Annotated in this window: 6 protein-coding genes; 2 read left to right on the top strand and 4 right to left on the bottom strand. The window is 71.2% G+C overall.

Features of this window, described 5'->3' with window-relative positions:
• Positions 1-1,121, bottom strand: a 1,121-nt coding sequence (locus Q0R63_RS06140; RefSeq protein ID WP_295695357.1) for an AAA family ATPase, incomplete at its 3' end; no start/stop codon positions are given.
• Entirely contained in the window at positions 1,118-2,563 is a 1,446-nt protein-coding gene (locus Q0R63_RS06135) for a 3' terminal RNA ribose 2'-O-methyltransferase Hen1 (protein WP_295695355.1), read from the bottom strand. The genes Q0R63_RS06135 and Q0R63_RS06140, both read right to left, overlap by 4 nt.
• A 156-nt stretch (positions 2,564-2,719) precedes the next feature.
• Between Q0R63_RS06135 and Q0R63_RS06130 the strand changes: the two genes are divergently transcribed.
• Complete coding sequence (locus Q0R63_RS06130) at positions 2,720-3,136, top strand: VOC family protein (protein WP_295695353.1); 417 nt, start codon at positions 2,720-2,722, stop codon at positions 3,134-3,136.
• A 57-nt stretch (positions 3,137-3,193) separates the two neighbouring features.
• A complete protein-coding gene (locus Q0R63_RS06125) occupies positions 3,194-4,147 on the top strand; it encodes a LysR family transcriptional regulator (RefSeq protein WP_295695351.1) in 954 nt (317 codons plus the stop codon).
• A 476-nt stretch (positions 4,148-4,623) separates the two neighbouring features.
• Here the strand turns inward: Q0R63_RS06125 and Q0R63_RS06120 are convergent, their stop codons facing one another.
• Positions 4,624-5,373 carry a hypothetical protein gene (locus tag Q0R63_RS06120; protein WP_295695349.1) on the bottom strand — a complete coding sequence of 250 codons (750 nt, stop codon included), beginning with the start codon at positions 5,371-5,373 and terminating at the stop codon, positions 4,624-4,626.
• Positions 5,374-5,478: 105 nt separating this feature from the next.
• Complete coding sequence (locus Q0R63_RS24520) at positions 5,479-6,153, bottom strand: STAS domain-containing protein (protein ID WP_366521080.1); 675 nt, start codon at positions 6,151-6,153, stop codon at positions 5,479-5,481.
• Between the last annotated feature and the right edge of the window lie 269 nt (positions 6,154-6,422).

Below are 6,422 nucleotides of genomic sequence, written 5' to 3'. Positions count from 1 at the left end.
GTCGTCCGCCCGCGGTAGTCCACCGCCCAGGGGTAGCGCACGGGCAGGCCGAACTCGTCGGTCTCCCCCGTCGTGTCGCCGTAGAGGGCGAAGGACCGGACCCGGCCCGAGGTGCGCCCGTGGTACGCCTCGGGCAGGCCGGCGTGGGCGATGACGAGGCGCCCGTCGTCGAGGACGAGGTGCGAGACGAGGTCGTCGCACCACGTGGTCACCGCGTCGCGGAACTCGGGCGGCTCCTCGGACAGCTGCGCGAGGGTCTCGGCGAGACCGTGGCTGATCTGGACCTGACGGCCCCGGAGGGCGCGCACCAGCTTGTTCTCGTGGTTGCCGGGGACGGCGATGGCGTGCCCGGCGGCCGTCATCCCCATGGCCAGCCGCAGGGCGCCCGGGGAGTCCGGGCCACGGTCGACGAGGTCACCCAGGAAGGCCACGGTGCGGCCCTCCGGGTGGACGGCGTCGACGGGCCGGCCGGCGCCGTCCCGGACGAGGTCGTAGCCGAGGCGTCCCAGCAGCGTCTCGAGCTCGGAGCGGCAGCCGTGCACGTCGCCGATGACGTCGAACGGCCCATGGTGATCGCGGCGGTCGTTGTTGAGCCGTTCGCGGCTGACCGTGACCGAGGCGATCTCGTCGACTCCGGAGAGCACGTGCACCCGGCGAAACCCCTCTCGTTGCAGGCTTTTCAGTGACCGACGGAGCTGGTCGTGGTGACGCTTGACGACGTGGGCACCGAAGTCGCGGTCGGCCCGGGCCGCGTTGCGCTGGACCGCGACCGACACGGGGACGTCGAGGACGATCGCCACGGGGAGCACGTCGTGGGCCTTCGCGAGCTCGACGACCTGACGGCGGGCCTCCGTCGAGACGTTGGTGGCGTCGATGACCGTGAGCCGTCCGGCGGCGAGCCGCTTGCCGGCGATGTAGCCCAGCACGTCGAAGGCTGCAGCCGAGGCCGACTGGTCGTTCTCGTCGTCGGACACCAGGCCCCGGCAGACGTCGCTCGAGGTCACCTCGTATCGGCCGAAGTGCTCGGCGGCAAAGGTCGACTTGCCGGACCCGGAGATGCCCACGAGGGCGACGAGACACAGCTCTGGAAGAGACATCTCCCGGGCGTCGACGGTCGTCATGCCGCACCTCCGTGTCGAGAGGCCTGTGTGAACAGCGCGAGCTGGGTCGGGGACCCGTGCGCCGGGTCCTGCGCACCGACGGGCCGCAGCTCAACGGCATACCCGTGGGTCGCGGCGACACCCTCGGCCCAGTCGGCGAACTGGCTACGGCTCCACTCGAACCGGTGGTCCCGATGACGCATCGTGCCGGCGGCGAGGTGGGGGTAGAGGACGTTGTGGTCGGCGTTCGGCGTCGTGACGACGACCGAGCCAGGGTGGGCGTGGCCGAAGACGCTGCGCTCGAGGTCGGGCAGCCGGTCGGGGTCGAGGTGCTCGACCACCTCCATGAGGACGACTGCGTCGTAGCCGACCAGCTCGGTGTCCCGGTAGGTCGCTGACGACTGGCGCAGCCGGATCCGGCGCCTCTGGGTGTCGGACAGGCGCTCGAGGTGCAGCTGCTTCTCGGCCCGCTCGAGCGCACGGGCGGAGACGTCGACACCGACGACCTCACTGAAGGTGGGCGTCGCCAGGAGCTCGCGCAGGAGGGCACCCTCGCCGCAGCCGAGGTCGACGATGCGGTGGGCGCCGACGTCGGCGAGGGCCTGGAGCACCGCCTCGATGCGGAGGCGAACGAGGGGGATGGCCGTGGGCGCGACGGTGGGTGCGGACGGGTCGCCGCGCGGCGTGGACTCGTCCGTCGGCACAGCCTCCCCAGCCGGTATGTCGTCGTCCAGCTCGGCGAGGCGGGCCAGGGCGTCGATCACGTAGCCCCGGCGACGCGCCAGGTAGCGACTGGTGATGAGGGCCTGCTCCGGGTGGTCGCGCAGCCAGCCCCCGCCGGTGCGCACGAGCTTGTCGACCTCGTCCGTGCCGACCCAGTAGTGCTTGGACCCGTCGAGGACCGGGAGCAGGACGTAGAGGTGGTTGAGCGCCTCGGCGACGGTGAGGGTGCCGGTGAGCGTGAGGTCGACGTAGGGTGCGTCGCCCCAGTGGGGGACGTCCGGGTCGAGTGGGACGACCACCGTCTCCACCGCCCACCCGAGCGGGGCGAAGAGGCGCAGCGCATGCTCGGGCCCCTCGCTCGTCGGGGTGGCGGGGACGTGGATGGTCAGGGGGATCGCGACGCCCTCGAGGTCGGGACGGGCGGCGCACCGGCCTTTCATGGCCGTGCCGAAAACCCGCCCGAGGGCGACCGCGAGCATCGAGGATGCGGCATACGGTCGGTCGTTGACGTACTGCGCGAGCGCGAATCCTTCCGCGCCAGAACGCTTCCCGCGCACCAGGGCGATCGGGTCGACCTCGACGTGGAGCGCGACCGTGCACCGGTCGGCCGTGGCCTCGGGGTAGTAGACGTGCGCCCGACCCACCGGCAGCTCGAAGACCTGGACGCGGTCGGGGTGCTTGTGGAGGAGGTAGCCGAGGTCGGTCGCAGGCTCTGCCGTCGAGGTCAGGGTGAGGAACACCCGGTCATTGTGCCCGCGCCGGCCGGCACGTGCCTCGCGCATTTTCACCGCCGCTCGAACGGGATCCCCTGCGGGGTGCTGCGGCGCTAGTCTTCGAGGGCTCTGTTCTTGGGGCGCTGTTGGGACCTCCTCACACCCGCACCGAAGGAGCCGACCATGACCGCCACCCTTTCTCCCTACATCAACCTCGAGGACACGACGAAGGAGGCCATGGCCTTCTACCAGAGCATCTTCGGCGGAGACCTGACGAGCAGCACGTTCGGCGAGTTCGGCATGGAGGGGCCGGACGCCACCAAGATCATGCACTCCCAGCTCGTCACCGACCAGGGCTTCACGATCATGTGCGCCGACACCCCGGCCGGGATGGAGCGCTCGAGCGGCTCGGGCATCACCATCAGCCTGAGCGGCACCGACTCCGAACTGCGCGACTGGTTCGCCGCCCAGTCGCAGGACGGCACCGTGACGACGAAGCTCGAGAAGCAGATGTGGGGCGACGAGTTCGGTCAGCTCACCGACAAGTTCGGGGTGGGCTGGCTCGTCAACATCAGCCGGACCGGCCCCCCGCAGGCCTGAGCGGGAACGGGCGCCGGATGCCCGCCGGGCGCGCGCCGGCGTGACCCCGATCCGGCCGTGACCCCGACCCAGCTCCGCGCCTACGCCTGCGTCGTCCGCACCGGCTCGGTCAAGGCGGCAGCGGCCGAGCTCGCCGTCAGCGAGGCGGCCGTCTCGATGCACGTCAGCCAGCTGCGTCGCGAGCTCGGCGACCAGCTGTTCAGCCGCGCCTCCGCCGGTCTGGCCTTCACCCCCGGTGGGCTGCGCCTGGCCAGCAGGGCCGTGGAGATCCTCGGCCTGCAGGACCGCACCGTGCGCGAGGTCGGCCAGGCCGGGCAGGGCCGTCGGATGCTGCGGGTCGCGTCGTCCACCCTCTTCGCCGAGCACGCGGCGCCGGGCCTGCTCGGCCTCTTCGCGAGCCGCGCCAAGGACCTCGACGTCGAGCTGAGCGTCCACGACACCGGACGGTTCTCCGCGCTGCTCAGCTCTCGCGCGGTCGACATCGCCATCGGACCGGAGCCCAGCACCCTGCCCGCCGACCTGGTGTCGACGACCTTCCTCAACTACGAGATCCAGGCGGTCGCCGCGCCTGGACATCCTGCCGCCGGACACGACGTGCGCCCCCCCGAGGCGCGGACCTACACCTGGCTGCTCGGCCCCGCTGCCGCCGGCGCCGGTGTCGTCTCGGACCTGCTCCGCAGGCTGGCCGTGCCGGAACCGCAGCAGCGCATCTTCCAGAGCGACGCGCAGGCCATCGAGGAGACGATCCGCACCGACGGTATCGCGCTCGCCGTGCGGTTCGCGGTGGCGGCCGACCTCGCCTCCGGCCGGCTCGTCGCCGTCGGAGGACCCGCGATGCGCGCGGGCGGCAGGTGGGCGGCGATCGTCCTACCCCCGCACAGCCAGCTGCCTGCGGCTGCCGAGCTGGTCCGTTTCATCACCACGCCCCGCGCGACGCAGGCGATGATCCGGGGGGCCGGAGCGGCACCCGGCCGGTTCCGGCCCTCGGTGCACGTGACGTTGTGGAGCTGACCTCGGTTGCCCGCTCCCTGACCAGCGACGAGCCCGTCGGACCGACCCTCCGGGAGTGTGGCCACTGCTCCCGAACAGGTACCTGGTGCAGTCGAGCCCGCCATGTCGCCGATCCCGAGTCTCTGGGGCGGACGAGTCTCCTCCGCGGTGGGGGAAGGCGGAGGAGACTCCGCGACCGCCCTCGAGAGCCAAAGGCGATCTCGTGGGTCCCGTCATGGCCGAAGGACCCACCACCGGGAGTCCTGAAGGGAAGAACAGGACGGGACCCGGCGATGAGAGCCTAGCGATCTGCCTCAGAGCCACGGGCGATGAGGGTGACGAAGTCGGCCATGTTCCGGTCATCTTCTACCACGTGGTTGACACAATGGGCGGATATCGCCATGGATGACACCAGCGGCATTCCGAGGTTCGCGACGGTAGGACAAATCGGCTCCCGGCCCGCCCGTGATTCCGGCCGAGGCGTTCAGCCGGGTGTCTCATGAGCGCCGTGGGTGCTCGGTCTCCATCGTCATCACCGCGGCAGCAGACGTGCGAGCGACCACGGCCGCGCCGCTGGCCCTCGCGTCGGTGTCGGTGGCGACGTTCCGCGCGGCCGCCGTGGCGTAGACGAGAACCGTGGCGGCCGCGACGGCGACCTCACTCTCGAGAGCATGCGCGGCCGCGACGACGGAGAGGGCGACGTCACGAAATGCGGCCACGACAGCGCTCGCGACGCAGGCGGCATCCGCCGCGGTGTCCTTGGCCGTAGCCAGGGCCCGGGCCTCCACGATCGCCGCCAGCCGGAGCGCAGATAGCGCGTCCTCGCGCTGGTGCCCCGGCCGGCTGGCTGCGGCGACGACAATTGCCGCTTCCGAGGCTGCCGCGCACTGCTGCGCTGCAGCTGCATCGGCTCGCACCTGCATCGCTGCCGCGGTGTGGGCGGCGTTCGTGGCCAGCGCGGTGGCCGCGAACTGGGCTGCGGCAGCTCGGGCCTCCCGGGCCGCCTCAGCAGCCTCGGCTGCCGTGCGAGCAGCAGCCGCGACGGCCTCCGCAACCACCAGGACGTTGTGCGCCTCAGCCGTGGCCTGCGTCCTCGACACGATGACGACCGCTTCAGCCGCGATCGCGGCAGCGGCGACGAAGTGCTCGTGTTCGGTAGGGGTCGTCCAGCGATCTGCGTGGTCCCTGGTGTCGCCGTGATCGGGCAGAGTAGCGGTCACCGGGGACCCGGCGAGCGCGACGGCCACGCGCCGAGGGTGGTGCCCTGTCGCGAGGAGGCCCACGATCTCGGACTGGCGATACCGGCGATGCCCGCCCGGCGTGCGTGTCGAGCTGACCAGGCCGGCGTTTGCTTAACCCGTCACCGTCTTCGGCGCCACGGTCAGCATCGCTGCCACCTGGGACGGGGTGAGGAGCACCCCCCAGTCGCCCGGTTCGACAGCGTCGGCGCCCTTCCCCGCCGTGACGGTCGGCAGACGGTCGAGTCCGGGCCTCGTGGCAGAGGGAGGGCATCGTCCGTGTGGGAGAGGGTCAGGCTCTGCGCGAAGCGCCGGCTGCGGCTGCGGCTGGTCCAGGTCATCCGCAGGAGCGCGGGCGCCGACCCTGCCGGGCTCGGCCCTCGTGGTGTCCCGGACCATCGCCCGCCGACGTGACGTGGGGAACCCCATTCCCAGAGACTCCCTCGGTGAGGGCGTGAGCAGTGGTTGCTGGTACCCACCGATCGAGGAGGCCAGGAGCCGGGGCCGCAAGGACGGGTCGACGTTGATCCACGTGAGACCCTCCTCAACCGTGTCGAAGACGGTGATGAGCTGGTCCAGGTGGGTGACGTGAAGCAGGCGCCTGTTCCTCGGCAAGGTCACCAACGCCAGCCGCCCCAGGCCATCGGTGACGTGCTGCGCCAGCTGCGCGAGAGCCGCCCTGCCGGCGACATCGAGGAAGGTCACCTCGGTCAGGTCGACGACCAGTCGCACAGCAGCCTCGAGCCCCAGCTCCTGGGCTCGACGGGTGAAGGCAGCCTCGGTCGTCACATCCAGGTCTCCACCAACCCGCGCCAGCACGGCGCCGCTCGGATCGTCGGTCCGCACCACCGTGAGATCCACTGGTGCATCCTCTCGCCATCACGGGCTCCCACGATCACCTGACCGACGGTCAGTGACCCGGACCCTACGGGGTCCGGCACTTCTTCGCCATAAATGGTTCACATTGGAATAAATTGTCGCCAACGTGGGGGGTGATCGTGCCGTGAGAGGGGATACGAGCATCCGGACTCGCCATCCTCGCAATTCGAGAGCGTCGC

This window comes from Lapillicoccus sp. (assembly GCF_025353065.1).
Classification (GTDB): Bacteria; Actinomycetota; Actinomycetes; order Actinomycetales; family Dermatophilaceae; genus Lapillicoccus.
This window is presented reverse-complemented; position numbering and strand designations above follow the sequence as displayed.